At 69.6% G+C, this 25,851-nt stretch carries 22 protein-coding genes; 10 read left to right on the forward strand and 12 right to left on the reverse strand.

Annotation, left to right across the window (positions count from 1 at the left end; translation table 11 throughout):
- Nucleotides 1–107: 107 nt before the first annotated feature.
- Entirely contained in the window at nt 108–752 is a 645-nt protein-coding gene (locus FCN22_RS15590) for an SDR family oxidoreductase (protein WP_137122487.1), read from the forward strand.
- Nucleotides 753–791: 39 nt separating this feature from the next.
- On the opposite strand, the gene FCN22_RS15595 is transcribed toward FCN22_RS15590, so the two are convergent.
- The gene (locus FCN22_RS15595; protein WP_137122488.1) at nt 792–1,556 is read right to left on the reverse strand and encodes a hypothetical protein; all 765 of its coding nucleotides are present in this window, start codon (nt 1,554–1,556) and stop codon (nt 792–794) included.
- Nucleotides 1,557–1,774: 218 nt separating this feature from the next.
- On the opposite strand from FCN22_RS15595, the gene FCN22_RS15600 reads away from it, so the two are divergent.
- The 3 genes from FCN22_RS15600 (at nt 1,775) to lat (ending at nt 6,184) form a co-directional block, all read left to right on the forward strand.
- Entirely contained in the window at nt 1,775–3,016 is a 1,242-nt protein-coding gene (locus FCN22_RS15600) for a GmrSD restriction endonuclease domain-containing protein (RefSeq protein WP_238384779.1), read from the forward strand.
- Nucleotides 3,017–3,067: 51 nt separating this feature from the next.
- Nucleotides 3,068–4,735 carry a nuclease-related domain-containing DEAD/DEAH box helicase gene (locus tag FCN22_RS15605; protein WP_137122489.1) on the forward strand — a complete coding sequence of 556 codons (1,668 nt, stop codon included), beginning with the start codon at nt 3,068–3,070 and terminating at the stop codon, nt 4,733–4,735.
- 99 nt (nt 4,736–4,834) lie between these two features.
- The gene (gene lat, locus FCN22_RS15610; protein WP_137122490.1) at nt 4,835–6,184 is read left to right on the forward strand and encodes an L-lysine 6-transaminase; all 1,350 of its coding nucleotides are present in this window, start codon (nt 4,835–4,837) and stop codon (nt 6,182–6,184) included.
- A 9-nt stretch (nt 6,185–6,193) separates the two neighbouring features.
- Here the strand turns inward: lat and FCN22_RS15615 are convergent, their stop codons facing one another.
- The 8 genes from FCN22_RS15615 to FCN22_RS15650 form a co-directional block, all read right to left on the reverse strand.
- Complete coding sequence (locus FCN22_RS15615) at nt 6,194–6,823, reverse strand: APC family permease (RefSeq protein WP_137122491.1); 630 nt, start codon at nt 6,821–6,823, stop codon at nt 6,194–6,196.
- A gap of 244 nt (nt 6,824–7,067) precedes the next feature.
- Complete coding sequence (locus FCN22_RS15620; RefSeq protein WP_202911617.1) at nt 7,068–8,480, reverse strand: sugar porter family MFS transporter; 1,413 nt, start codon at nt 8,478–8,480, stop codon at nt 7,068–7,070.
- Nucleotides 8,481–8,553: 73 nt separating this feature from the next.
- Nucleotides 8,554–9,780, reverse strand: a complete 1,227-nt coding sequence (locus FCN22_RS15625) for a metal-dependent hydrolase family protein (protein WP_137122492.1) — start codon at nt 9,778–9,780, stop codon at nt 8,554–8,556.
- Nucleotides 9,781–9,817: 37 nt separating this feature from the next.
- Nucleotides 9,818–10,948, reverse strand: coding sequence for an ABC transporter ATP-binding protein (locus tag FCN22_RS15630; RefSeq protein WP_137122493.1), 1,131 nt, complete (start codon nt 10,946–10,948; stop codon nt 9,818–9,820).
- Complete coding sequence (locus tag FCN22_RS15635) at nt 10,945–11,970, reverse strand: ABC transporter ATP-binding protein (RefSeq protein WP_137122494.1); 1,026 nt, start codon at nt 11,968–11,970, stop codon at nt 10,945–10,947. Before FCN22_RS15635 ends, FCN22_RS15630 begins: the two co-directional genes overlap by 4 nt.
- Nucleotides 11,971–11,981: 11 nt before the next feature.
- Nucleotides 11,982–12,881, reverse strand: coding sequence for an ABC transporter permease (locus FCN22_RS15640; protein WP_137122495.1), 900 nt, complete (start codon nt 12,879–12,881; stop codon nt 11,982–11,984).
- A complete protein-coding gene (locus FCN22_RS15645) occupies nt 12,874–13,806 on the reverse strand; it encodes an ABC transporter permease (protein WP_202911618.1) in 933 nt (310 codons plus the stop codon). Before FCN22_RS15645 ends, FCN22_RS15640 begins: the two co-directional genes overlap by 8 nt.
- Before the next feature lie 60 nt (nt 13,807–13,866).
- Nucleotides 13,867–15,543, reverse strand: a complete 1,677-nt coding sequence (locus FCN22_RS15650) for an ABC transporter substrate-binding protein (protein WP_137122496.1) — start codon at nt 15,541–15,543, stop codon at nt 13,867–13,869.
- Nucleotides 15,544–15,775: 232 nt separating this feature from the next.
- Here FCN22_RS15650 and FCN22_RS15655 point away from each other — a divergent pair, with 232 nt between their 5' ends.
- Complete coding sequence (locus tag FCN22_RS15655) at nt 15,776–16,987, forward strand: M20 metallopeptidase family protein (RefSeq protein ID WP_137122497.1); 1,212 nt, start codon at nt 15,776–15,778, stop codon at nt 16,985–16,987.
- Between the two features lie 45 nt (nt 16,988–17,032).
- Here FCN22_RS15655 and FCN22_RS15660 read toward each other — a convergent pair whose 3' ends face one another.
- Genes FCN22_RS15660 through ureA form a run of 3 tightly spaced genes read right to left on the reverse strand, consistent with a single transcriptional unit; the run spans nt 17,033 to nt 21,068 of the window.
- Nucleotides 17,033–18,673: an amidohydrolase gene (locus FCN22_RS15660; protein ID WP_137122498.1), complete on the reverse strand. Its 1,641-nt coding sequence runs from the start codon at nt 18,671–18,673 to the stop codon at nt 17,033–17,035.
- Nucleotides 18,673–20,328: an urease subunit alpha gene (locus FCN22_RS15665; RefSeq protein ID WP_137122499.1), complete on the reverse strand. Its 1,656-nt coding sequence runs from the start codon at nt 20,326–20,328 to the stop codon at nt 18,673–18,675. Before FCN22_RS15665 ends, FCN22_RS15660 begins: the two co-directional genes overlap by 1 nt.
- Complete coding sequence (ureA, locus tag FCN22_RS15670) at nt 20,325–21,068, reverse strand: urease subunit gamma (RefSeq protein ID WP_137122500.1); 744 nt, start codon at nt 21,066–21,068, stop codon at nt 20,325–20,327. The genes FCN22_RS15665 and ureA overlap by 4 nt, the downstream gene beginning before the upstream one ends.
- A 257-nt stretch (nt 21,069–21,325) precedes the next feature.
- Here ureA and FCN22_RS15675 point away from each other — a divergent pair, with 257 nt between their 5' ends.
- The 5 genes from FCN22_RS15675 to FCN22_RS15695 are packed head-to-tail and all read left to right on the forward strand — an operon-like array spanning nt 21,326 to nt 25,833.
- Nucleotides 21,326–22,246, forward strand: coding sequence for an ABC transporter substrate-binding protein (locus FCN22_RS15675; RefSeq protein WP_137122501.1), 921 nt, complete (start codon nt 21,326–21,328; stop codon nt 22,244–22,246).
- A gap of 53 nt (nt 22,247–22,299) precedes the next feature.
- Complete coding sequence (locus tag FCN22_RS15680) at nt 22,300–23,205, forward strand: amino acid ABC transporter permease (protein ID WP_202911619.1); 906 nt, start codon at nt 22,300–22,302, stop codon at nt 23,203–23,205.
- A 60-nt stretch (nt 23,206–23,265) separates the two neighbouring features.
- On the forward strand, nt 23,266–24,018 hold the full coding sequence (locus tag FCN22_RS15685) for an amino acid ABC transporter ATP-binding protein (RefSeq protein WP_137122531.1): 753 nt from the start codon (nt 23,266–23,268) through the stop codon (nt 24,016–24,018).
- Between the two features lie 13 nt (nt 24,019–24,031).
- Nucleotides 24,032–24,769, forward strand: coding sequence for an IclR family transcriptional regulator (locus FCN22_RS15690; RefSeq protein ID WP_137122503.1), 738 nt, complete (start codon nt 24,032–24,034; stop codon nt 24,767–24,769).
- Nucleotides 24,766–25,833: a pyridoxal phosphate-dependent aminotransferase gene (locus tag FCN22_RS15695; protein WP_137122504.1), complete on the forward strand. Its 1,068-nt coding sequence runs from the start codon at nt 24,766–24,768 to the stop codon at nt 25,831–25,833. Before FCN22_RS15690 ends, FCN22_RS15695 begins: the two co-directional genes overlap by 4 nt.
- Nucleotides 25,834–25,851: the final 18 nt, after the last annotated feature.

The following is a 25,851-nucleotide window of genomic DNA, read 5'->3' on the forward strand; positions in this document are numbered from 1 at the left end:
CGCCACGACGACGGCACCTTCGCCTGGCAACCCTGAACTCCCAGCCCCACCCCGCCCCAACTCGGGCGGGGACACAGTCATGGCACCAGGTCCGTAGGGTGGCGGGTATGGCACATATCGCGATCATCGGTGGACACGGCAAGGTGGCACTTCGGCTGAGCACCCTGCTCACGCGGGCGGGACACGAGGTGACCTCGTGGATCCGCAACCCTGACCACACCAGCGAGGTCGAGGCGACCGGCGCCACGGCCCTGGTGGCGGACGTCGAGCACCTGGACGCCGAGGGGATGGCCGAGCACCTGCGCGGGATGGACGCGGTCGTGTGGTCGGCCGGCGCCGGAGGCGGCAAGCCCGAACGCACCTTCGCGGTCGACCGCGACGCCGCGATCGCCTCGATGACCGCCGCGGAGACCGCTGGCGTGCACCGCTACGTGATGGTGTCGTACATCTACGACCACCCGCACCACGGCGTGCCGGAGGACAACCCGTTCTTCCCGTATGCGGAAGCGAAGGCAGCTGCCGACGACCACCTTCGCTCGACCGGGCTCGATTGGACCATCCTGGGCCCGAGCCGGTTGCTCGACAAGCTCGGCACCGGACGGATCGAGACCGGCGACGGTATCCCGAAGGGTGAGGTGAGCCGGGACGACGTGGCTGCGGTCGCGGCATACGTCCTCGACCACCCTGCCACCATCGGCCGCACCATCGAGTTCAACAACGGTGAGGTGCCGATCGCCGACGCGCTCGGCTGACCGCATTCCGCGGCAAGGACCGCGGGCGGTGGCGTCAGGTCAGGCGGTGTCGTGCGCGAACGGCCGGCCTACCACGTGGTCGGCGAGGTCCATGCAGTGCCCGTTGCGGTGACTGGTCGGTCCTTGCCGCATCAGACGCAGGTTGAGGACCCGCGCCGCCTGCACGAGGTCGTGACGGTCGTCCATGAGCGCCTCCAGCAGGTGCGTGGCGTCCAGGAAGTAGACCGTGCAGACGTCCGGACCCGCTTCCGGCTCGAGGGTGCCCGGCGCGACGAGCAGCTCAGGCCATGCGTTCTGGAAGACGTCGAGCGAGCCCACGCTGCGTTCGAGGGCGGCGCGCGACACGCAGACCCGGCCCTGGATCTCGTCGGGATGGTCGTGGTGCCGCGCGAAGACAGCGGTCGCGAGGTCCCGCACGGACAAGGTGGCCAACCTGGACACGCACGACGCCGGCTCACCGGTCGGTGCATCCGACATGGCGCTCAGTGACCAGAACCGTCGCTCCGTGGCGCGCGGGCGGGGGATCGTCGTCTGGGTGAGCACGCGCAGCACGACTGCGAGCAACTCGAAGTCCGGTTGCTCGACCAGGCGGTGGTAGTCAGGGCGCCGGGCAATCCGATGACGGGAGGCGTCCAGCCGAGTCGGGGTGTCCACGAGGGCGATCCGGTCGCGCACCCAGGCCTGCTGCTCCGCAGGCGTGAGGAGCAGGTCGAGCCGGCGCGTGACGAGTCGTGGGCGTCGGTGCTCGCCCAGCGCTCGATGCGCAGGCACTGGTTTCAGTGCCTGGTCGATCCCGTCACGCATCGCCCTGTCTCCCCCGTGTGCTCAGTGTCCGTGACTACATTCTGGGGAGTCAGAACCCGCGCCACCATCGGCTGAACGGACGATGGTCGCTGTCAGAGGCCCTCCGTAGCATCGAGGCAGCCGCACCGGATCGCCCGGAGTCCTTTCGAATCGCCGGGCTCACGGCGCATTCCCATGGCGCGGCACGATTGCCCACGGCATGAGGAAGGCGACTGGCGGTGCGCAAGACTTCGGCCCTCGAGGGGTTGCTCCTCGGCGCACTCGGGCTCGGCCTGGTGGCGTGTGGCTCGGGCGTGGCCACGCCGGCCGCCGTGCCCGATCTGCACACGCCGGACCACGTCGTGGAGACCGGGCCGGCCGGCGGGCACAGCGGGACCGCCGGGCAGCGCCACGGTGCCGCGTCGTCAACCACCGCCGGTGCGAGTGCGGGGCCGACCGCAGGCGCCCGGACCACCCAACGCTCCACTGCGAAGTCGACGTCGGACGATTCGCGCAGGAAGCCGACAGCGGCGGGCGCCGTCGGGTCGGAGGAGACCACCGGCCACGCCGCCGCGCGCCGCACGGAGCGGGCGACGTCGGCGACGCCGGTCAACAAGCCACCGGCCACCGCCCGCCCGGGCACCGCGCTGGCCGTCCTCGCCACCTTGCCGGTCAAGGGCAGGGCGCCCAAGACCGGCTACGACCGAGCCCGATTCGGCTCGGCCTGGACCGATGACGTGAGCGTGCAGGGCGGTCACAACGGCTGCGACACCCGCAACGACGTGCTGCGCCGCGACCTGCGTCGCGTCCACCTGAAACCCGGCACCTACGGCTGCGTCGTGCTCACGGGCACGCTCGCCGACCCCTACACCGCCACCACCATCGCCTTCGCCCGTGGCGTCGGCACCAGCAGCCAGGTGCAGATCGACCACGTCGTCGCGCTCAGCAACGCCTGGCAGACCGGTGGGCAGCAGCTGTCCGCCGACCGGCGGCAGGACCTCGCCGGCGATCCGCTCAACCTCTGGGCCGTCCAGGGCCGTGCGAACATGCAGAAGCAGGACGGCGACGCCGCCACTTGGCTCCCCTCCAACAAGGCGATCAGATGCCTGTATGTCGCGAGGCAGGTCGCGGTGAAACATCGCTATCACCTGTGGGTCACCCCGCCCGAGCGTGACGCCATCGCGCGCATCCTCGGCCGGTGCACCAGTGAGCCGCTGCCCACGACGGCGCGGTGGGCCACACCTGCGCCGGACCGCAGCGCGGCCCCCGCCCGGCCCCTGCACCGGACGCCCCGCCCCGAACGCACGCGGCACCCGGCACCTCCCGCACCGCTCGTCTCCATCCCGAAGAACCCTGTCGCGCCGGTCTACTACACGAACTGCGACGCTGCTCGGGCGGCCGGGGCCGCACCCGTCCATCGCGGTGACCCCGGATACGCGCGGCACCTCGACCGGGACGGCGACGGCGTCGGTTGTGAGTAGTGGACGGCATACTCGCTCCTACCAACTCGACCACGACGAAGGGGAGCGAAGATGCCGTCTGCACGGTCGGTTCCGGCGATGCCGGTCTTCACCACTGAGTCCGAGCGCGAGGTGTGGGCGCGGCTCGTGGCGACCCTGCGTGACGACGACACCGTGCTGGCGGGCGTGCGGCTCACCGATGAGAAGAAGGACCACGAGGCGGACCTGATCGTCCTGATGCCCGGCGCCGGCATCGTCGTCGTCGAGGTCAAGGGCGGCAGCGTGTGGGTCGACGGTGACCAGTGGCGTCAGCGCCGCAGCTCCTCTGACGTGCCCATCGACCCGGTGGACCAGGCGCGTTCGTCGAAGTACGCGCTGCGCACCTACGTCGAGCAGGACCCGAGGTGGCGGGACTCGTCTCGCACCCGGATCCGCTGGGCACACAGCGTGGTGGCGCCCTACTCCAGCTTCGCCGAGGACTTCGCGATGCCCGACTGCCCCCGGTGGGCGGTGCACGGACGCGAGGACCAGGACGACCTGGCGAGCCGGTTGCGGGATGTCGCCGACCGGCAGGAGACGCGTTACCGGGCGCCGTCCGCGGACGACATCGACCTGATCGTCGACATCCTGCGTGGGCGCCACCTGCCCGCGCCGGACGTCATGGCAGAGGCAGGCGAGCGCGAGGCCGTCGCGGAGCGGCTCACCCAGGAGCAGGCCGTGCTGCTCAAGGTGACTCGGCTGTTGCACCGCGTTGAGGTGCGAGGCGGCGCCGGCAGCGGGAAGACCGTCCTGGCACTGACCCAGGCCAAGGAGCTCACCCGCGGGCGTGGCGACGTCAAGGCGCAGCGGGTCGCGTTGGTCTGCTACTCGATCGGGCTGGCCACGCATTTCAAGAGGGAGATCGCGGCTGCGCCCCGGCGGCACCGCCCGGCCTTCGTGGGCACCTTCCACGAGCTGGGTCGCTCGTGGGGCGCGCCCGACGGGTCGCGGGAGGACAGCACCTTCTGGGAGGAGGGGTTGCCGGCCATCATGAGCACGCTGGCGGACGGACTCGACGAGGGGCACCGGTTCGACGCGGTCATCGTCGACGAGGCGCAGGACTTCGCCGACACGTGGTGGACGCCGCTGATGCGCTCGCTGCGTGACGAGGAGCAGGGCGGACTCTATGTCTACTCCGACGAGAACCAGCGCATCTTCGCCCGATTCGGCCAGCCACCGGTACCGCTCGTGCCACTGGTGCTCGACCACAACCTGCGCAACACGACGCAGATCGCGGAGGCTTTCGGGCCGATGGCGCCGATGCGGATGACGTTGCGCGGTGGAGAGGGGCCGGACGTCGGCTTCGTTCCGGCGACCGCGGAGACGGCGGTGGAGGTGGCCGACGAGCAGGTCGAGGCGCTCCTCGACGAGGGTTGGCCGGCCAAGGACGTGGCGCTGCTGACCACGGGCCGTCGGCACCCGGTGCAGGAGGAGCGGCAGGCCACCCTCGGGCAGGACGGCTACTGGCGGTCCTTCTGGGAGGAGGATGACGTCTTCTACGGCCACGTCCTCGGGTGCAAGGGGCTCGAGCGCCGTGCCGTGGTCCTGTGCCTCAACTCGCAGCACACCCGTGAGCGGTCGAGGGAGCGGCTGTATGTCGGCATGTCCCGTGCGACCGACCGGCTGGTGGTCGTCGGGGACCCTGCCGACGTCCGCGAGATCGGCGGGGGACAGGTCGCCCGCCGGCTCGGACTCGGCTAGAACGGCCCGGTGCGGTGGCACGCTGCTCGCGCACCAAACGAGGGAAATCAGCGCATCAGACGGGATGATTTCCCGTGCAAACCCGTCTAAAATGGAAGTATGACGAGCACAGAGGTAAGCACACGCCATCCATCCGTCGCGGCCGGCCAGGTCCACGAGTCGCTGTCTCAGCACATCCTGACCGGCGGCTTCGCGCTGGTGCTCGACGCCAAGGCGAGCCACGGGTCGTGGATCGTCGATGCCACGACCGGGGACAGTTATCTCGACCTCTACAGCTTCTTCGCCTCCGCGCCACTGGGGCTCAACCCTCCCGGGGTGGTCGACGACGCCGACTTCATGGCGCTGTTGGCCGAGGTGGCGGCCAACAAGCCGGCCAACTCCGACATCTACACGACCCACTACGCGGAGTTCGTCGACACCTTCGCCCGCGTGCTCGGTGACCCCGCGCTGCCGCACCTGTTCTTCGTCGAGGGTGGGGCGCTCGCCGTCGAGAACGCGCTCAAGACCGCCTTCGACTGGAAGAGCCGCCGCAACGAGGCCAAGGGGCTGTCGCCCGACCTCGGCACCAAGGTCATGCACCTCACCAAGGCCTTCCACGGGCGCAGCGGTTACACCATGTCGCTCACCAACACCGACCCGGTGAAGGTGGCGCGCTTCCCCAAGTTCGACTGGCCGCGCATCGACGTGCCCGCCGTCGTCTTCCCGCTCGAAGACCACCTGGCCGAGGTCGAGGAGGCCGAGCGCCACGCCCTCGAACAGGCTCGCGCCGCGTTCGAGGCCAACCCCGACGACATCGCCTGCTTCATCGCCGAGCCCATCCAGGGAGAGGGTGGAGACAACCACCTGCGGCCCGAGTTCCTGCAGGCGATGCAGGCGCTGTGCCACGAGTTCGACGCGCTGTTCATCCTCGACGAGGTGCAGACCGGCGTCGGTCTGACCGGTACGGCCTGGGCCTACCAGCAGCTCGGGCTCGAGCCCGACATCGTGGCGTTCGCCAAGAAGGTGCAGCTCGGCGGCATCATGGCCGGCCGCCGTGTCGACGAGGTCGCCGACAACGTCTTCCACGTGGCGAGCCGGATCAACTCCACCTGGGGCGGCGGCCTCACCGACATGGTCCGGTCGCGGCGCCTGCTCGAGATCATCGAGCGGGAGGGGCTGATCGAACGGGCCGCGGAGCTCGGGGCCGGCCTGCTCACCGACCTGCAGGAGCTCGCCACGCGGCACCCGGCAGTCAGCAACGTGCGTGGCCGCGGGCTGATGTGCGCCCTCGACCTGCCCGACACCGCGCAGCGCGACGAGGTGCTGCGGTGCCTGTATGACGACGAGCGGGTCCTCGCCCTCGGCTGCGGTGAGCGGTCGGTCCGGTTCCGGCCGGCCCTGTCCGTCACGCCGCAGGAGCTCGGACAGGCTGTCGCTGCACTCGACCGGGTACTGACCGCGATCGGCTGAGGCGGCCGGTCAGGCCGCCCCGGGCAGCGCCTCCTCGACCACGTCGTCGGCGAGGCGCTGTCCCATGTCCCCGATCCGGTGCGTCCCGGCCAGGCCCGACAGAAACGAGATGCCGTAGGCGACGAGGATGGCGATGCCGAACCAGTTGTAGGGAGCCGCCTGGCTCGGCAGCACCGACTCGTAGAGCGGGTAGCCGAAGGCGATGACGCCGAGAATCGGCACCGCGGCGTGGCGCAGCCAGGAGAACTCGTCGCGGTGCCGGGTCCAGAAGTCGGGGATGGTGGCGATGTTGGTGACGATGAAGACCACCATGGATAGGTCGGTCGCGAGGGTGGCGGTGTAGTCGACGGCGTTGCCCGTGCCGAAGAGCACGCCCATCGCACTCGTGAAGCCGGCGAAGTAGAGCAGGTACTGCAGGGGCGAGGAAGCCGCGATCGTCGCACCGACGAACGGAAACGCGGCGCCGGCAAGCCTGCTCGCGCTTCCGTGCATGCCGACGACCATCGCCCACGCCATGAAGACGTAGATGAAGAAGGCGACTCCGGTGGCCGCCCAGATGGCGCGCGGCATCGCCCGGCGCGGGTTGCGCGCCTCCTCAGCGAGCGGCGACGAGCCGCTGGCGCCGAGGAACAGGAAGATGGCAAGAACGAGGCGATCGCCGGTGCGATCTCGGCGATGTTGTTGGCAATCAGTTCGGGGATGCTGAGCGTGCCGCTGGCGAGGCCTCCCGGGGAGCGTGCCCCGCCCTTGCCGTCAACGGGCTCCAGGTGTCGGTGAGCAGCCATGACGATCGCCTCCGACTTGAAAGTACGCCTGGTGCGCGTTCGTCGCAGGTCGAGCGGCAGCCGTCTCGCCCCGCCGGTGCTCGGTGTTCGGTGCCCGCTCAGCCCCGGCTCTCGCTGGCGCCGGTGAGGTCCGCCTGGATGTCCTCCAGGGTGCGGCCCTTGGTCTCCGGGACGCGTGCCGCGAAGAACACGATCGCCAGGATGCCGAGGCCCGCGTAGAGGTAGAAGGTGCCCTGTCGCGTGATCGCCGAGCCGAGGGTGAGGAAGGTCGAGGCCACCAGCAGGTTGGCGCCCCAGTTGGCCACGGTCGAGACGGACATCGCCTTGCTGCGGACACCGACCGGGAAGATCTCCGAGATCATCAGCCAGAACACCGGGCCCAGGCCGACGGCGAACGAGGCGATGTAGAGCAGCAGCGCCACGAGGGCGAGGTAGGGCGCGTCCTGCTGCAACGTGCTCGAGGTGAAGTAGACGGCGAGCAGGATCAGCGAGAGGGTCAGGCAGATCGTGCCGGTGAGCAGCAGCGTGCGCCGCCCCACGCGGTCGAGCAGCAGCACCGCGATGATGGTGAAGACCACGTTGGTGACACCGACGAAGACGGTCTGGGTGACCGAGCTGCTCTTGGTCAGACCGGTGTCCGCGAGGATCGTGGGGGCGTAGTAGATGACCGTGTTGATCCCGACGAACTGCTGGAAGACCGCCAGACCGATGCCGACCCACAGCAGCGGCCGGATCTTCGGCTTCACCAGGTCGGCCACCGTGGCCGCGCCCTCGGTGCGGTTGGCCTCCTTGATGTCCTCGATCTCCTGCTCGACATCCGCGTCGGGGTCGTCCGAACGCAGCTCGTCGAGCACCCCCCTGGCCTCGTCCTCACGGCCCCGGGACATCAGCCAGCGCGGCGTGTGCGGCACGGTCAGCATGCCGACAGCCAGCACCGCACCGGGGATGACCGCCACGCCGAGCATCCAGCGCCAGCCGTTGTCCACGTCCTTGAACGCGAAGTTGACCAGGTAGGAGATGAGGATGCCGCAGGTGACGGCGAGCTGGTTGAACGAGACCAGGCCGCCGCGAACGCGTGGCGGCGAGACCTCGGAGATGTAGAGCGGAGCCACGAAAGACGCTGTCCCCACGGAGAGCCCGAGGACGAACCGGAAGCCGATGAGCATCGGGACACTCATGGCGAAGGCGCAGCCGAGGGCACCCACGACATACACGCATCCGGAGATCACCTTGGTCCACTTGCGGCTGATCGCATCGGCCAGGTAACCGGACAGGACCGCGCCGACGATCGCGCCGACGAGCAATGAGGAGACAATCCACTCCTGGGCCAGTTTGCCCGCGTGCAGGTCGTCCTTGATGTAGAGCAGTGCCCCGGAGATGACGCCCGTGTCGTAGCCGAACAGCAGCCCACCGATGGCCGCAATGCTGCAGATCCGCAGGAGCAGGCCGTTGCCGCTCTCCCGCATACCCCTGATGAAGCCGCCGGTCTCCTGCGCCGCTTGCTCGACCATGACGCCTCCTCTCGAGGAGGCCTCCTACCCGGCCGACGGCAGAACATGCAGCACCCCGGCTCCCGACTGCAGCTCAGCCGGTCGAGCCCCCGTCGGTGCCGACCACCGCCCGGCCCCCTTGCCAGACAGCACGGATCCGCCCGGCCAGCCCGTCTAGGTCGAGGCAGTCGCCGTCGACGACGACGAGGTCGGCGGTCAGGCCCGGCGCAAGCCGGCCCAAGCGGTCCTGCAGGCCGCACAGTCGCGCCGCGCCCGAGGTGGTGGCGACGAGGGCCTGCTCGGGAGACATCCCGCAGTCCCGCATCAGTGGCAGCTCGTCGAGGTTCCGGCCGTGTGGCCCGACCCCGCTGTCCGTGCCCATCGCGACATTGACGCCGGCGGCAACGGCGGCGCGCACCGAGTCGCGGTGGGCCTCCACGACCTCGCTGGCCTTGTGGATCACCGCCGGAGGCAGCTGGGCGCCCGCAGCGGCGGCCGCGAGGACGGATCGAGGCGCGACGAGTGTGGGCACCAGCCAGGTCCCGTGGGACAGCATCAGGTCGATCGCCTCATCGTCGAGGTAGATGCCGTGCTCGATCGACCGCACACCCGCCCTGATCGCGTTCTTGATCCCCACGGTGCCCTGGGCGTGCGACATCACCACGCGCCCGGCCGCCGCTGCCTCGGCGACCACTGCCTCGATCTCCTCCGGCCGGAAGTGGGCATGCGTCGGGTCGTCCAACGGCGAGAGCACCCCACCGGTGGTGCAGATCTTGATCACGTCCGCGCCTGCCCGCAGCAGCGTGCGGACCACCTTGCGAAGCTCGTCGACACCGTCGGCGAGGGCGGCCGGCCTGCCGGGGTGGGGCAGCGCCAGCGGCATGTCGTAGCCGGAGGCAAACCATCCGTCGGTGTGGCCACCCGTCTGCCCGATGATGTTCACCGCGATCAACAGGTTGGGACCGGCAATGAGCCCGTCGGCGACCGCCTGGCGCACGCCCATGTCGGCCCCTCCGGCATCCCGCACGGTCGTGACGCCCGTGGCGAGCGTGGCGGCGAGATTCCGTGCAGCCGTGTAGAACTGGTAGGAGAAGGGCTCAACCAGATGCCGCATCCGGTCCACCCCGGAAGACATGACGTGCACGTGGCAGTCGAAGAACCCCGGCAGCACCGTGGCACCGCTGACATCGACCGCGACGTCGGCGTCCAACCCGAGGCCGACCTCGACGATGCGGTCGTCCTCGATCACCACGTCGGCCCTTTGCGGCGGGGAGCCGCTGCCGTCGAAGACGAGACCGCCGTGCAAGACCGTCCGGGTCATGTCGCTCCTCCTGGCGTCGGTAACGCTTCCCCAGGGGTCACCTGGGCGAGATGTCGTCGGTCGGGCCGGCGGCCTGCGTGTCGGCGGCAGCACCGGGCCGGTCCGCCGCCTGCGCGGCGGGGTCGGTGGTGAAGGCCACCCGCAGGTCCGGCTCGGCGAAGTGGCACGCGACGGGGTGGCCCTGCCCACGGTCGACCAGGGCCGGCTCCTCGCGGGCGCAGATGTCCTGCGCCTTCCAGCAACGCGTCCGGAAGCGGCAACCCGACGGCGGGTCGGAGGGGCTGGGCACGTCGCCCTCGAGGACGATGCGCTCGCGTCTGCCGCGCAACGTCGGGTCCGGCATGGGGGCGGCCGACAGGAGGGCCTGGGTGTAGGGGTGGCTGGGGCTTCCGTAGACCTGCTCGCGCGAGCCGGTCTCCATCACCTTGCCGAGGTACATCACCGACACCCGGTCGGAGATGTGTCGCACCACGGTCAGGTCGTGGGCGATGAACAGGTAGGCCAGCCCCAGCTCGTCCTGCAGCTTGCGGAGCAGGTTGACCACCTGCGCCTGGATCGAGACGTCCAACGCCGACACCGGCTCATCGAGCACCACGAGGTCGGGGTTCAGGGCCAGGGCGCGGGCGATGCCGATGCGCTGCCGTTGGCCGCCGGAGAACTCGTGCGGGTAGCGCCGGTCGTGCTCCGGGCTCAGCCCGACCAGCTCCATGAGCTCACCGATCCGCCGTCGTCCACCGCTGCGCTCGAGCAGGCCGTGCACCCGGAGCGGCTCGCCGATCAGGTCGCGCACGGTCATCCGCGGGTCCAGCGACGCGAACGGGTCCTGGAAGACGATCTGCACGTCGCGGCGGAGCAGCCGCATCTGATGACTGCCCAGACCCGTGATGTCCTGACCCTTGAACTCGATCCGTCCGCTCGTCGGTTCCAGCAACCTGATGATGGTGCGTCCCAGCGTCGTCTTGCCGCAGCCGGACTCACCCACCACCCCCAGGGTCTCGCCGGCGGACAGCTCGAGGCTCACACCGTCCACGGCATGGACCTGCCCGACCTGTCTGCGCAGCAGTCCACTCGTGATGGGAAAGTGCTTCACCAGGTCGTGCACGCGCAGGATCGGCCCCCGGTCGGAGGCCTGCCGACCGGCGGACGCCTGGGTCTGGGTGTCGGTCATGTGATCTGCTCGGCCTGCGCCAGCAGCTGCGCTGCCTCGTCCGCGAGCTCCTCCTTGAAGTGGCATGCCGACCGGTGGCTACCCTCCACGGTGTCCAGGGCAGGCAGGTCCGTTCGACAGATCTCCCGGCCCTTGGACAACAGGCAGCGCGGGTGGAACGGGCACCCCGACGGCACGGCCGCGAGGTTGGGCGGGCTTCCGGGGATCGGACGCAACCACTTCTCGTCGCCTCCGGTCTGGGGAAGGCTGCCCATCAGCCCGAGCGTGTAGGGGTGACGAGGGTGAGCGAAGATGGTCGCGACGTCGCCGGTCTCGACGACGTGACCGGCATACATCACCACCACCCGGTCCGCCATCTCCGCGATCAACCCGAGGTCGTGCGTGATGAGCACGAGGCTGGCGTTGCTCTCGCGTTGTGCCTCCCGCAGCACGTCCATGATCTGGGCCTGGATGGTCACGTCGAGTGCCGTCGTCGGCTCGTCGGCGATGATCAGCTTGGGGTCGTTGGCGACACCCATCGCGATCATCGCGCGCTGCCGCATGCCGCCTGAGTACTCGTGCGGGTACTGGTCGTACTGCCGGTCCGGCTGCGGTAGCCCCACGAGGTCGAGGAGCTCCACACCCTTGCGCCGCAACGAGCCTCGGCTGCCGGGAAAGTGCGCCTTGATCGCCTCGCTCAACTGGTTGCCGACCTTGAAAACGGGGTCGAGGCACGTCATGGGGTCCTGCGGTACCAGGGCGATGTCACGGCCGCGGATCGCGCGCAGATCCTTCTGCCGCAACGCCAGCAGGTCCTGGCCGTCGAACCACGCGTGCCCGGAGGTCTCGAGCCGCTTCGACTCCTGCAGCAACCGCAGGATCGAGAGCATGGTGACGCTCTTGCCGGATCCGGACTCGCCCACCACGCCGAGCGTCTCGCCCGGGTAGACGTCGAAGCTGACCTTGTCCACCGCCCGGACGACGCTGTCGTGGGTGCGGAACCGGACCGACAGGTCCTGGATGGACATCACGGGCTCGGTCATGTCGGCTCCTCTCACGCCCGCAGGCTGGGGTCGAGGACGTCGCGCAGGCCGTCGCCGGCAAGGTTGAAGCCGAGCACCACGAGGAAGATCGCGAGGCCCGGGAACGTCGAGGTGTATGACGCGTAGAAGATGTACTCCCGGGCCTCGCCGAGCATGGTGCCCCACTCGGGCGTCGGTGACTGCACGCCCAGGCCGAGGAACCCCAGCCCGGCGGCGACGAGGACGGTGAGCCCGATGTTGAGGGTGGCGAAGACCACGATCGGGGTGAGGGAGTTGCGCAGGATGTGCCGGCGCAACGTGGTCATCCGCTTGGAGCCGAACGCATCCGCGGCCTGCACATACACCTCCTCGCGCAAGGACAGCGCCTGGCCACGAGCCAGCCTGATGAACTGTGGCACCACGCCGAAGCCGGCCGCGATGATCACGCTCTTGAGGCCCACCCCGATCACGGCGACGAGCAGGAGCGCGAGCAGGAAGGGGTTGAACGCCAGCATGATGTCGGCGATCCGCTGGATCACCATGTCGACCCAGCCGCCGAGGTAACCGGAGATCAGGCCCAGCGGGACCCCGATGGCGGTGGCCAGGCTGACCGCCAGCACCCCGATCATCAAGGTGTAGCGGCCGCCATACATGATCCTGGCCAGGATGTCCCGGCCCAGGTTGTCGGTGCCGAGCAGGTGGGCTCCGGAGGGCTTGAGGAAGGCGTCCGAGAGCGACTGCTCGGTGGGGTCGTAGGAGGTGAGCAGGGGGGCGGCCGCGGCCAGGACGGCGAAGAGCAGCAGCACGAGGATGCCGAACACCGCAGCCTTGTTGCGCAGCAGCGTGCGCAGCCCGCGCAGCTGGGCACGCTCGCGACGGGCCAGGCTGTCCCCGCCCCCGCCCCCGCTCTCCGGGACCGCTATCTCAGCCATAGAGCCTCACCCTCGGGTCCACGACGGTGTAGAGCAGGTCCGTGATGATGTTCACCACGATGAACATCGCCGCGAAGACGAAGACGATGCCCTGCACCATGGGGTAGTCGCGCGCGCTGATCGAGTCGACGAGCAGCCGGCCGATCCCTGGCCACGCAAACACGGTCTCGGTCAGCACCGCGCCGCCGAGGAGCGTGCCGAACTGCAGACCGATGACGGTGAGGATCGGCACGAAGGCGTTGCGGAGCGCGTGGCGGTAGACCACGACCCGTTCGACGACGCCCTTGGCCCGCACCGTTCGCACGTAGTCCTGGCCGAGCTCGTCGATCATCGTGGATCGGGTCATGCGGGCGATGATGGCCATCGAGAAGACGCCCAGCGTGACCGACGGAAGGACCAGGCTCGACAGCGTCGCCGCGCCCGAGACCGGAAGCATCTGAAGCTTGACCGAGAAGAGCATGATCAGCAGGATCCCGAGCCAGTACACCGGCATCGAGATCCCCATGACCCCGACCATGGAGACGAAGCTGTCCAGCAGCCGGTCCTTGTGGGTGGCCGCGATGACGCCCAACGTGATCCCCGCGACCACACCCACCAGCGTCCCGAGGATGGCCAGTTCGAGGGTGAAGGGGAGCCGCGCGGTGATCTCCGAGACCACGGAGTCGCCGGTGCGCGCCGAGGTGCCCATGTTGCCGTGGAAGAGGTGCTCGAGGAAGCGCCAGAACTGGACCGGGACGGACTCGTCGAGGCCCATCTGCTGCCGGATCCGGGCGACCTGCTCGGGTGTGGCGCGCAGCCCGGCGATGACGCGGGCAGGATCGCCCGGCAGGAACTGGATGAGCGCCACCAGCACGAAGCTCACCCCGAGCAGGGTGATGACGGCGGCGACGAGCCGTCCCATCAGGTAGGTCGAGAGCCCGCGCACGCCTATCCGCCGAACCTGCCCGGCGACTCCCGTGCCCTCCGGGGCATGCTCATGGCTGGGTCAGCCCGCCGGGTGCGCGTAGATGGTGTCGAACTTCTCGTTGGGCACGTAGGAGATACCCGCGACGTCGCTGGAGTAGGCGAGGTCGAGGGTCTGGCTCCACAGGAAGAGCCACGGCGCGTCGTGCCAGATCTGCTTCTGCGCCTGGCAGTAGAGGTCGTTGCGCTTCTGGTCGTCCAGCTCCTGGTTCCCCTTCGCGATGAGCGACTCCACCTTCGGGTCCGTGTAGAAGGCCGTGGCCAGTCCCGTCGGCGGCCACTGCGCCTTCTCGAACATCTGGAACTGCGTGGCCGCGTCCAGCGCGCCGGGTGCCCATCCCAGCAGGTGGAAGTCGTAGGGTCCGTCCTTCTTGGTGAACCCCGCGATGTAGGAGGGCCAGTCGGTCGTGCTCACCTTGACGTCGACACCCACGTCGCGCAGGTTCGCGGCGATCGCCTGCGAGGCCTGCTTGTCCTGCAGGTACCGGCCGGTCGGGGTGCCCAAGGTCACCGAGAGCTTGGTCGCGCCCGCGTCGGCCAGCATCTGCTTGGCCTTGGCGGGGTCATAGGCATAGGCGCCGACCTTGCAGTAGCCGCTCAGGCTGGAGGCCAGCGGGGAGTCCATCAGGTCGACGGTGTCGAACAGGACGTTCTTGATGATGCTCTTCTTGTCGACCGCGTAGTTGAGGGCCCGCCGGACCTCGGCGTTGTCGAAGGGGGGCTTGGAGTTGTTGAAGGCGATGAAGATCGAGCGGTCGCTCGGGGCCTTCAGCACGTTGATCGACGGGTCCTTGTCCAGCGCCGCGAGGTCGGTGACCGGCGGGTTCATGATCATCTGGACCTCGCCCGAACGCAGCGCCGCCTCACGCGAGTTGCCCTCGGGGATGATCTGGAAGACAACCTGGGAGTAGTAGGGCTTCTTGCCCCAGTAGCCGTCGAAGCGCTGGTAGACCGCCTTGTCGCCCTTGCTGAAGCTCTGGAACGTGTAGGGCCCGGTCCCGACCGGCTTGACGATGTTGGTGTAGGAGTTGCCGTCCTTGGTCGCGGAGGCGGGGGAGATGATCGCCGACGTGGTGATTCCGAGGTTGCTGATCAAGGTGGGATCGGGGTACTTCAGGTCCAGCTGAACGGTGTGCGGGTCGACCACCTTCACGTTCTTGATGACCTGGAACGCCCCACCGATGGGCACCTTCACCTTGGGGTCGCGGATCCGGTCGAGATTGAACTTGACCGCCTTGGCGTCGAAGTCAGTGCCGTCCTGGAACTTGACGCCCTTACGCAGCTTCAGTGTCATGGTCTTGCCGTCGGCAGACACCTTCCACGACGTGGCGAGCCCGGGCGTGGTCTTGCCGTCCTTGGTGAGCTCGGTCAGGGTCTCCAGGCCGTAGTCGATGACGTTCTGCACGGTGGTCGTGGTCTGCTGAGCCGGGTCGACGGTGTCGAGGTCGACGCCGATGCCGATGGCGAACGTGCCGCCACCGCCTCCGCCGCCGCTCGCCCCGCTGGTGCCGCCACCGCCTCCGCCTCCGCTCGAGCCGCCGCCCGGCTCACCCGAGCCCCCGGTGGTGCAGGCCGCGACCACGAGCGTGCCGGCCAGCGCGAGCGCGAGGGGCGCAAGGCGGAACCGCGCACGAGGGTGTGACGGGCGCTCGCGCGCAACAGGGTTGGAGGAGTCGTCCGGCAGTTGCTGACGTGGCATTCGGCATCCTTGATCAGGGCGGCATCTGTGGCAGGAAAGAACGCTGGACTGCGACCTCGTGTCAGGAAATCGCAACGAGCATTGCACAGGCTGAGGGACAGGTCAATGGATGTGTCCAGCAGGTAATCACCCGGCGTATTGCGTTGCATCCGTGGCGACTTCAGCGATATTACTGTGCAGGACCGACGCCGGGCCCCGGCGTGTCCGCGCACATCGGTAACAGGAGACCCTGATGGCACTCGACGATCGGCTGCGCGACGATGCGCACGAGCTGGCTCCCGACCTGGTCCGCCTGCGCCGCCTGCTGCACCGGCAGCCCGAGGTGGGCCTTGACCTCCCGCTCACCCAGCGTACGGTCGTGCAGGAGCTGGAGGGACTCGACATCGAGATCTCGCTGGGCGAGGCGCTGTCCTCGGTGACCGGGGTGATCCGCGGCGGAGGTGGCGACGGAGCGGTCCTGCTGCGCGCCGACATGGATGCGCTCCCGGTCAGCGAGGCCACGGGGCTCGACTTCAGCTCCGCCATCGACGGTGCGATGCACGCCTGCGGGCACGATCTGCACACCGCCATGCTGGTGGGGGCGGCGCGACTGCTCGTCGCCCACCGAGAAGAGCTGGCCGGAGACGTGGTGCTGATGTTCCAGCCCGGCGAAGAGGGCTGCGACGGCGCCGGCCTCATGCTGCAGGAAGGCGTGTTGGGCGCTGCCGGGCGGCCGGTGCGGTCGGCATACGGCATGCATGTCTTCTCCTCCCGCTTCCCCCGGGGGACGTTCACGACCCGGCCCGGGACGTTGATGGCTGCGAGCGACGCGCTGTTCGTGACGGTGCGCGGACGAGGCGGACACGGCTCCGCACCGCACCTCGGCCGCGATCCGGTGGCGGCCGCGGCGGAGATGGTGACCTCGCTGCAAACCATGGTCACGCGGCGATTCAGCATCTTCGACCCCGTCGTCGTGACGGTGGGAGCCTTCCACGCCGGCACCCGCTACAACGTCATCCCCGACGAAGCGCTGTTTCAGGCGACAGTCCGATCGTTCTCGTCCGAGTCGCGCGGGCAGATGCGGCAGCTGGCACCGGAGCTGTGCCGCAGCATCGGCGCGGCACACGGCGTCGAGGTCGACGTCGAGTTCCACGAGGAGTATCCGGTGACGGTGAACGATGCGGCGCACGCAGACTTCGTGCAGGAGGTGGTGCGAGACGTGTTCGGCGAGGAGCGGTCGGCGCTGATGCCGGATCCGATCGCCGGCGCGGAGGACTTCTCGCGGGTGCTGGAGGCGGTGCCGGGCTGTTACCTCTTCCTCGGCGCGCACGTGGGGGAGAGCCTCGAGGGTGCCGACAACCACAGCCCACGGGCCATGTTCGACGACTCGGTCCTGTCCGACGGGTCCCTCCTGCACGCGCAGCTGGCGATGCGGGCCCTGCGGCGGGACTCCGTGCCGGCGTAGCACGGACGGCAGCGTCCCGCCTTCGGCCGCGGCGCTCTCAGGGCGCTAGGACGACGGCCGCTCGTGGACGACGACGCCCGAGGCGATGGTGCAGTCGACCTGCGCGTCCCCGATCGGGCCGGAGCCCTCGGCGAACAGGTTGCGGTCCAGCACCGTGAGGTCGGCGCGGTTGCCCAGGGCCACGGTGCCCGCATCATCGTCGTGGTTGACGTGGGCGGCCCCGGAGGTGAAGCCCGCGAGGGCAACCGCCAGGGGGATCGCCTGCTCAGGCAGGAACGGTGCGTTGTCACGGTTTTCGGGGTCGACCCGGGTGACGGCGACCTCCATCTCCTCCAGCGGGTTGGCGGTCGTCACCGACCAGTCGCTGCCCATGGCCATCCGGACGCCGGCACGCACGAAGTCGCCGAACGGGTACTGCCGCTCGGAGCGGTCTCGGCCGAGGAACGGCAGGGTCAGTTCGTCCATCTGCGGTTCCAGCTGGGCCCAGTAGGGCTGGCAGTTGGCGACGACGTCGAGCTCGCGGAAGCGCGGGACGTCCTCCGGCTGGACCAGCTGGACGTGGGCGACGTGGTGGCGCAGGTCACCTCGGCCGTTGGCTCGCCGCGCCGCCTCGATCGCGTCCAGGGTCGTCCGCACGGCGCGGTCGCCGATGGCGTGGAAGTGCACCTGGAAGCCGGACCGGTCCAGCTCGGTGACGGCCGCCGCGAGCAGGTCTGGCTCGACATACGTCAGTCCCACGTTGTCGGTGTGCCCGCCGCAGCCGTCACAGTAGGGCTCCAGCAGCGCGCCCGTGTGGCTCTCCATCACCCCGTCGACCATGATCTTGACCGTGGTGGGGTGGAACCCGGGTGCGGCGCCGCCCTCGCGCTGGGTGAGCAACTCCGGGATCTGCTCGAGCCCGCGGTGGCGATCCCACCAGAGGGCCCCGACCACCCGGGCGGTCAGTGCCCTCGACTCGGCGAGCGACGTGTCGGCGTCCAGCGTGGCCGGGCTCACCCAGGCGTCCTGCCAGCCGGTGATGCCGAGCGAGTGCAGGTAGGACTGCGACTCGAGGATGGCCGCCGCCCAGTCGGCGCGGGTCGGCGTCGGCAGGAACCGGTCCTGATAGCTGTAGGCCGCGCCCTCGTGCAGCGTGCCGGACGGCTCTCCGGAGTCCGGGTCGCGTTCGATCCGCCCGTCGGACGGGTCGGGGGTGGCGCGGGTCATCCCGGCCACCTCGAGGGCACGCGAGTTGACCCAGGCGCCGTGCACGTCACGGTTCATCAGGAAGACCGGCCGGTCGGGCACGATGGCGTCGAGGTCCTCCTTGCGCGAGGTGCCGCCAGGGAAGTGCTCCATCGCCCAGCCACCGCCGATGATCCACGCGTCGTCGGGGTGGTCGGCAGCGTGCTGCGCGACGTGCCGCAGGTAGGGCTCGCGCCCCTCGAGCTCGTTCAGCCACACCCCGAGTCGGTTGCGCCCGGCAACCGGCGGGTGGATGTGCGCGTCCTGGAAGCCGGGCACCACCAGGCCGCCGGTGGAGCGGACCTCGCGCGTATGACGTCCGGTCACCTCGCGCACCGCCTCCAGCCCGAGCGCGACGATGCGGTCACCTCGCACGGCGACCGCGTCGGTCCAGGGCGAACACCGGTCGCCGGTCCACACCGGGGCACCGGTCAGGGCGAGGTCCGCCGCGCCGGACCGCATCACAGGAAGTACAACCGGGACAGGGGCACGGAATCGGCCGGTTCGCAGAAGATGGGCTCTCCGTCGAGGTCGACGGCGCCGTCCGGGGCGACCCGCACCTGCGCCGAGGCCCGGTGACGCACCATCTGTGCCAGGCCGATCCCTCGGGTGTGCTCGACCGCCACCCGCCGGCGTCGGGTAGGGAGCCGGTCGACGCCCGCGTCGCGGGCCGAACCGCTCACGAACGCGACGGACAGCTCGGCCGGCGCCCCGCCATGGCCGCCGAACTGGGGCCCGAGCACGACCGGCTGGGCGGTGTCGATGGCGGCGTTCGGGTCGCCGGTGGCGCCCCAGGCCGGGAACCCGGCCTTGAGGACGAGCTCGGGCTTGGCGCCGAACCGGGCCGGGTCCCACAGCACGAGGTCGGCCATCTTGCCGACCTCCAGCGAGCCGATCTCGTGTGACATCCCATGTGCCACGGCGGGATTGAGCGTCAGCTTGGCGAGGTAGCGCAGCACCCGAGCGTTGTCGTGCCGCGGGTCCTCGGCGCCCCTGGTCCGCTTCATCACGCCCGCGAGGCCGAAGGTGCGGCGCACCGTCTCCCCGGCGCGGCCCATGCCCTGCGCGTCCGAGGAGGTGATCGGGATGACTCCGAGGTCGTGCAGCACGTTCTCCGCACCCATGGTGGAGGCGCGGATCCGGTCGCGGGTGATGGTCAGGTCGGTCGGCACGTCGGGGGACAGGCCGTGGACGTCCATGATCATGTCGAAGTGCTCGGCGACTGCATCGCGACCGAACGGCAGGGTGGGGTTGGTGGACGAACCGATGACGGTCGGCACGCCGGCCAGGCTGAGCACGTCCGGTGCGTGGCCGCCGCCGCAGCCCTCGACGTGGAAGGCGTGCACCGTCCGACCGTCGAGCGCCGCGAGGGTGTCAGCGACGAAGAGACTCTCGTTGAGCCCGTCGGTGTGGACCGCGACCTGCACGTCATGTTCCTCGGCGACGGTGAGCGCGGTGTCCAGGGCGCGTGCGTGGGCCCCCATGTCCTCGTGGACCTTGAACCCGCAGGCGCCGCCCTCGACCAGTGCCTCGACCAAAGGCCCCGGGCGAGAGGAGGATCCGCGGGCGAGGAACCCGATGTTGATCGGCCAGGCGTCGAACGACGCGAAGGCGGTGCGCAGCGCCCAGGGCGAGTTCACCCCGACGCCCCAGACCGGACCGAACTCCTGCCCGATGATCGTGGTCACCCCGGAGGACAGCGACGCCTCCATGACGCGTGGCGTGATCAGGTGGACGTGCGTGTCGATGACGCCGGCCGTCGCGATCAGGCCCTCACCACTGACGATCGCGGTGCCGGTGCCGACGACGACCTCGACGCCGTCCAGGGTGTCCGGGTTGCCGGCCCGCCCGATCGCCGCGATCCGTCCCTGCCTGATGCCGATCGAGGTCTTGCGGACCCCCAGCACTGGGTCCAGTACGAGGACGTTGGAGACGACCACGTCGCAGGTGTCCGCGACGGTGTCGGCGCGCAGGTGCATGCCGTCGCGCGCGGTCCGGGCGAAGCCGGCGACGAACTCCTCACCCGGCTTCTGGGAGTCGTGCTCGACCAGCACCACCAGACCGGTGTCGCCCAGGACGACCCGGTCGCCGGTGGTCGGCCCGTATGACGTGCTCACCCGTCCTCACCCGCGTCCGGCAATCCCGTGCCCGGGCCCGCGCCGCCGGCCGCCGACGCATCGAGGTAGCCGCAGCCCCGGGCCTGTTCGAGCGCCTGCTCGCGCGCGCCCGGGGCGTCGAGCGGGCCGTCCACGAGCCCGGCGAAACCGATCACGACCCGGTCACCCCCGATGGGCACCACGGCGACCTCGGTCGGCACGCCGGGGTCGAAGCGTTGGACCGAACCGGCCGGGATCGCCAGCCGGGTGCCCCACGCTGCGGCCCGGTCGAACCGCAGTCGTGGGTTGACCTCGAAGAAGTGGAAGTGCGAGGTGACGCTGATCGGCACCAGGGACTCGTTGACGACCGTCAGGTGCGTCTGGTCGGTGTCGTCGATGGCGGCCGCGGCCGGTTGCGCGGGGAGCACGGCGCCGGGCGATTCGACGGAACCGCCTGCCGGACCGAAGGGTTCGGGCACCACAGCGAGTCGGGTCCCGTCGGCGAACACCGCCTCGACCTCCACCTGCCGCACCACGTCGGCCACGCCGGGCAGGACCTCGTCGGCGCCCAGCACCTCGCGGCCGCGGGCGATCGCCTCCGCCAGCCGCAACCCGTCCCTGGCCGCCTCGGCCACGGTGTCGGCGACGATCGCGGTGGCCTCGGGGACGTTGAGCAGGAGACCGCGCTGGCGGCGGACACGAGCGAGCTGCGCCGCGTTGAACAGCAGCAGCCGGTCTCGCTCGGTGGGGCTCAGGTGCACGAACTGCCTCCGGGGTCTGGGCGTCGGGGCCGCCTGGTGGGAGGCGCCTATCGCATCGTACGGACGGGACGGGCCAGAGCGGCGCGGCGGGCCGGATACCCGAGGACCACGATGTGAGACGCCGCAGAAGATTGCGCCGAAGCCGTTGACAGCGTCATGAGCCCCCTCCTACCTTGTTCCTATTCAGAGACGATGTTCACATATACGAACGACTCTCACACCTTCCCACTCCTTCCCCTCACCCCGGAGCGACAGCCATGGCTCGTTTTCCCCGTATGACGTCCCGCAAGGCAACGCTCGTGGCGCTGCCCCTCGCCGGTCTGCTGGCCCTTTCCGCTTGCGGAGGTGAGAGCAACGCGGCCGGTGAGGATGCCGGCAACAACGCGCCGCTCTTCTCCGAGCTGCCGAAGGAGATCCAGGACGCCGGCACCATCCAGGTCGGCTCGTCGGTGGACTACCCACCGTTCGAGTACTACAAGGAGGACGGCAAGACCCTCGACGGATTCGAGCCGGAGCTCGCCACGCTTCTCGAGAAGCAGCTCGGGGTCACCTTCACCTGGAACAACGCGAGCTTCGACACGCTCTTCAGCGCGCTCAAGGCCAAGCGCTACGACGTCGTCTACGGGGCGACCAACGACACCGCCGAACGCGAGCAGACCTTCGACTTCGTCTACTACCTGCAGTCCTCGCAGGGCTTCGTCGTCGCCAAGGGCAACCCCGCCGGCATCAAGAGCGAGGACGACCTGTGCGGCAACAAGATCGCGGCGGTGCGCGGCGGCGTCCAGGCGCAGTACCTCGAGAAGAAGGCTGACGAGTGCAAGACGGCAGGCAAGGGTGAGCTCACCGTGCTGACCTTCGCCGGCAACGCGGAGGAGCAGCTCGCGGTCAAGCAGGGCAAGGCCGACGCGATGCTGGAGAACTTCCCGACCGCCGCCACGTTCGCCAAGGAGTCGAACGGCAAGCTCGAGCTGGTGCCCGACCTCCAGGTCGAGAAGCAGTTCTTCGGCATGGTCCTCGACAAGGGCAACGAGCAGCTGCGCGACACCCTTGTGAAGGCGTGGCAGGGCATCATCGACGACGGTTCCTACCAGAAGGTCCTCGAGAAGTGGCAGCTGGCCGACATCGGCATCAAGAAGGCGGGCGTCAACGCCGTCGCCTCGAAGGCCACGGCCGACTGACCCGCCCGACCACCTCGACCGGAGGGAACTGAATGTTGGCTACGAACACGCAGGTGACCGAGTCACCCAAGGCACCCCGTCCGCACGACGGCTCCGGGCCGCTCAAGGTCGTGCCGGTCCGCCGCTACGGCACCTGGGCGCTCGGCGTGGTGGTGCTGGTCCTGCTGGCCCTGCTGGTGCGTGCCTTCGCCGGTGCGGACATCGAGTACGCCCTCGTGGCGAAGTACTTCACCGCGTCCCCGATCCTCTGGGGCGTCTGGCACACCCTCGAGCTGACCCTGCTGGCGATGTGCCTCGGGCTGGCGCTCGGCGTGACGGCCGCGGTGATGCGACAGAGCGGCAACCCCGTCCTGCGTGCGGTCGCCAACGGATACACGTGGCTCTTTCGCGGGACACCGCTGCTGGTGCAGCTGCTGATCTGGTTCAACCTGGCGATCGTCTTCAAGACCGTGGAGATACCGGGGCTCTGGTCGGCCTCGATGAACTCGGTGATGACGCCCTTCGTGGCCGCACTGCTCGGGCTCGGTGTCAACGAGGGCGCCTACATCGCCGAGATCGTCCGGGGCGGCATCCTGTCGGTCGACAACGGACAGCGGGAGGCTGCGGCGGCCATCGGGATGAGCCAGGGCAAGCTGATGAAGCGGATCGTGCTGCCCCAGGCGCTGCGGGTCATCGTGCCGCCGCTGGGCAACGAGTTCATCGCCCTGCTGAAGTACTCCTCGCTCGCCTTCACCATCTCCTACTCGGAGCTGCTGCACTCGGCCAACAAGATCTACACGGCCAACTTCAAGGTGATCGAGCTGCTGTTCACGGCCTCGCTGTGGTACATCGTGCTGACCACGGTCTTCACGCTCCTGCAACAGATCGTGGAACGCCGCCTCGGCCGAGGGCACAACACGCAGACCAAGGGTTTCGGCAGACGGCTGGCCACCAACCTCATGCCCCCCAGCTGGCGCTGACAAGGAATGCCCATGACCACAACCCAGTCGTTCGTCCCGTCGGTGCACAGCACCACCGCGATGGTCCAGGCCGTCGACGTCCACAAGAGCTATGGCCGTCTCGAGGTGCTCAAGGGCATCGACCTGGAGGTGGCGCCCAAGGAAGTCTTCTGCCTCGTCGGGCCCTCGGGTTCGGGCAAGTCCACCTTCCTGCGCTGCATCAACCACCTCGAGAAGATCGACGCCGGTTCCCTGTCGGTCGACGGCGAGCTCGTCGGCTACCGCAGGGTCGGTGACCGCCTCCACGTGCTGCGCGACCGCGAGGTCGCCCGCAAGCGCGAGGAGATCGGCATGGTCTTCCAGCGCTTCAACCTCTTCCCGCACATGACTGCGCTGCAGAACATCATGGAAGGGCCGATCCAGGTGCGCGGCGAGTCCAAGGCGGTCGCTCGGGAGCGGGCGATGGCGCTGCTGGACAGGGTCGGCCTCAAGGACAAGTACGGCGCCTACCCCGGCCAGCTCTCCGGCGGTCAGCAGCAGCGCGTCGCGATCGCGCGTGCGCTCGCGATGCAGCCCAAGCTGATGCTCTTCGACGAGCCGACCTCGGCCCTCGACCCGGAGCTGGTCGGTGAGGTGCTCGACGTGATGCGCGGCCTCGCCGAGGACGGCATGACCATGATCGTCGTCACCCACGAGATGGCGTTCGCCCGCGAGGTCGGCGATGCGCTCGTCTTCATGGACGGCGGCGTCGTGGTCGAGTCAGGGCACCCGCGCGAGGTGCTGACCAACCCTCAGCACGCCAGGACCAAGGCGTTCCTGGGCAAGGTCCGCTGAGAGGGACGATGACATGAGCACATCCGTGGTCCGTGCGGTGCGGATCCTCGAGCTGTTGGCACACGCCGAAAAGCCCCTCCCGCTGTCCCGCGTCTGCGCCGAGCTGGAGATTCCCAAGAGCACGGCGCACAACATCCTCGCGTCGCTCGTGGGCGAGGGCTTCGTCGAGGTGTCGGAGTCGGCGACCTACTCGATCGGCCTGAAGGCCTTCGAGGTCGGCGCCGCGCACCTGCGGGCCACCGGCACCGTCGGCGTCGTCGCCCCCGAGCTCGCCCGGCTCACCAGGTCGCTCAACATCACCTCGCACTGGGCGATCCTCGAGGGGACCGACGCGGTGTACCTGTGCAAGGAGGATCCCCCCGTGCGGGGCATCCAGCTCGCCAGCGCGATCGGGGCGCGGCTGCCTGCCGTGATCACCGCGGTCGGCAAGAGCTGCCTGGCCTGGCTCGACGCCGACGAGGTGGAGCGCCACGTGGCCATCGCGACGGGTGTCGACCGGTCGAAGGCCTTGGCTGACGTCCACCGTGAACTCGACCGGGTGCGTGCCGCCGGCTACTCGACCGACGACGGCGAGGCGGCCCTCGGCATCCAGTGCGTCGCCGCCCCGGTCTTCGACATGTCCGGCCCCCGCGGGGCGATCGGCGTGAGCTACCTGCGTGACAGCGGCGCCTCTTTCGACACGATCACGACCCAGGTCCGCGAGGCCGCGGCCAGGGCCACCTCCCTGCTCGGTGGAAGGAACCCCCGATGACCCTGGCCGCCCGTCCCTGGCTGGAGCAGATCGCGCCCTACCGGCCCGGACGGCATGCAGCCAGCGCCGACGGCTCCTTGGCCTCCAACGAGTCGGCGATCGGGGCCAGCCCGAGCATCATCGCGGCGGTGACCGCTGCCGCGCAGCGGTCACAGTTCTACCCCGACCCGCTGGCGGACGAGCTGAGGTCCGAGCTGGCCGCCCTGCACGGCGTCGACCCCGACCAGATCCTGGTGGGGAACGGGTCGGACGAGCTGATCTTCCTGCTGGCCCTGGCCTACCTGACCGGCGGCGGCCACGTGGTCTGTGCGGACCCGGCATACCGGATCGACGAGATCAGCACCGTCGTGGTCGGCGGCCGGCTCACCCAGGTGCCGCTCAAGGACTGGACCCACGACCTCCAGACGATGGCGACGGTCGAGGCCGACATCGCGTATGTCGTGAACCCGCACAACCCCACGGGCACGGTCCGGTCCCACGCCGACATCGAGCAGTTCGCCCGGGAGAGCAGGGCCGGTCTCATCGTGGTCGACGAGGCCTACATCGACTTCACCGACGACCCTGCGGCCCGCACCGCGATGGACCTGGTCGCGACCGGCCGGGTCGCGGTGCTGCGCACCTTCTCCAAGGTGCACGGGCTGGCCGGCCTGCGGGTCGGCTACCTGGTGGCGCCCCTCGAGGTGATCGCGACGCTCCGGAAGATCCGCGCGCCGTTCTCCGTGGGCGTCCTCGCGCAGTCCGCGGCCGTCGCCGCGTTGCGCCACCCCGAGCACCGGGACGCCGTCGTGGGCCACACGGTGCGGGTCCGGACGGAGGTGGCGGGCCTGTTCGAGCGGGCCGGCTACGAGGTCGTGGAGTCGCAGGCCAACTTCGTCCTCGTCGTCGCACCGGACGAGCAGGACCTCGTCGAGCGGCTCTACACCCACGGGGTGTCCGTGCGCCCGGGCAGCAGCCTCGGCCTGCCCGGGACCGTCCGGGTCAGCGTGCCCTCGGATCGCGGCCTCGAGCTGCTCGACCACGCCCTCGCCGGCGACCTCCACGTCCCTGCGCTGTCCGGGCGCTGAACCCGCACCCTCGCCGAG

The sequence above is a fragment of the Segeticoccus rhizosphaerae genome (assembly GCF_005222685.1).
Lineage (GTDB): Bacteria > Actinomycetota > Actinomycetes > Actinomycetales > Dermatophilaceae > Segeticoccus > Segeticoccus rhizosphaerae.